The sequence below is a fragment of the Segatella salivae DSM 15606 genome, assembly GCF_000185845.1.
GTDB classification, from domain to species: Bacteria; Bacteroidota; Bacteroidia; order Bacteroidales; family Bacteroidaceae; genus Prevotella; species Prevotella salivae.
This window is the reverse complement of sequence record NZ_GL629647.1, coordinates 529,076-530,853: the sequence shown is the minus strand read 5'-3', so window position 1 is coordinate 530,853 and position 1,778 is coordinate 529,076. Positions and strand designations below refer to the sequence as shown.

Sequence of the window (1,778 nt, the reverse complement as noted above, 5' to 3'; positions counted from 1 at the left end):
ACTTATCAATAGCCTTTTCTAATGTTGGCCTTGGCATCGGTAATATAAGAGGTGCTGCCGAGGTGGTCACTATGATAGAAGAAGATTTCCTCGGTGTTGGTGGTATCTGTGGGGACATAACCATAACCCGGCTGGGCATTATCAGGATCTTCGGGTTTCTGCCATTGGATAGGCGGGCCAGGAACATCTCCCTTTTCATTGAACTTCGGCCGTTGCACCCAACCTTCGGGCACAGAGTGGTCGCCCAAATCCCCGATAATGTCGTTATAACCGCGACCGGTGTTGTCGGGATCGGCCGTTGCTCCTTTCATTGTTGGTACTCCCGGCGGCGTGCCAAGCGACTTATAATACTCCTCGCGCTGTTTCTCTATCTGCATCATGCGAGCGGCATAGTCTTTCTGTCCTGCCGTAACGTTGTTGCCACTGATGCCATAAACATTGCTGAACTTACCTACACCGAGTTTACTTGCTACACGTTTATCGCCGATGAAGTAATGCTTCGTGAAGCGGTTCTTTGTCACAGTGATAATCGGAGCAGGATAAATGGTGTAATCTTCCGTTTTGTGGAAAGTGATTCCCTGTGGCGCACCATTGATATATACCCCTTCCAAATCGCCGTGGCTCTTGATGATACGCTCGCCGGCGGCATTGTAAGTGTATCGGTTTGTCTTGCCATTGTCCGATAATACCATCAGGCGATTGTCCTCGTCCCAATACATTCTCCGTTCGGTACCAAGGCTATCGTTCTCCACTAAGGTAGGATTACCATTGGCATCGTAGGTGTAATGCTCATGCCCTATCTGCGTGGGAGCGGTGGGATGATTGCTGTCTTCGTACTTATACGTGAAGTCATAAGACTGTGCTGTCTTTGTGGAGTCCACCTTTTGCACCTTGGTAAGCGGTTCGCTCATGCGCCCAAAAGTCATCTGCATGCTGTAACTTGCCTGCTTGGCCTTACCACTGGCATATACCAAACGGTTTAAATCGTCGTAAGCATAGCTGTGCTTGAATGTGCCGCCAAGCTTCGCCTTGTTCTTATTGCCTATCTCCTGCGGATCAGCATTGTTGGTGATGCCGAGAATATTATCCACCAAGTCGTACTTATACTTGTTCTGCATGACGGTATTCCCCGCCGAGGAGAGCGTCATCTCCTGCAAACGCTCGCGCTGCTTGTCGTAAGTGTAGCGGCTTTCCGTGCCGTTGCCGAGCTTGGTGTAAACGGTGTGTCCGTCTTTATCGTAACCTATCTTTTCGATAAGGGTTTCGTTTTTGCCGAGTTTGTTGCTCGTAAGACTTTCCACCTGCCCCGCCGCATTGTAGTGATAAGTAACCACTTCGCCGTCGGGATAGGTCATCGTGCGCACGCGGTTCCAGCTGTCGTAAGTGGCGCCGTAGTGGTACTTCATATCGTTCTCTGAATGGTCAAGATAGCTGATGCCTACTAATCTTCCGTAATCGTATTTAATCTGGTTACAGCAATCACGTATGCCATAAACAGATATGATTGATAATACATTGTTGAACATGGGATTACAGTTTAAAGTTCCCATTGCTGGATAATATATCCAGGTTACATAACCGAGGTTATCGGAAAGCGTTTTAACATAATAAGCTGCCATTTATATTAAACTAGATATTATTATGGACTAAATCCCATAATCTTTATAACTATAGTAATAATACCTACCTTTTTTTACTTTATAATAAAAGATGAAACATCCAGATGAAACTATTCGGCGTTTGGTATTAGACTCTTGTATTAACTGACATATATTAAA

1 protein-coding gene is annotated in these 1,778 nt (G+C 46.1%); it reads right to left on the bottom strand.

Going from position 1 to position 1,778, the window contains the following annotated elements; genetic code table 11:
- Positions 1-5: 5 nt before the first annotated feature.
- Entirely contained in the window at positions 6-1,619 is a 1,614-nt protein-coding gene (locus HMPREF9420_RS02210) for an RHS repeat domain-containing protein (RefSeq protein WP_007133768.1), read from the bottom strand.
- Between the last annotated feature and the right edge of the window lie 159 nt (positions 1,620-1,778).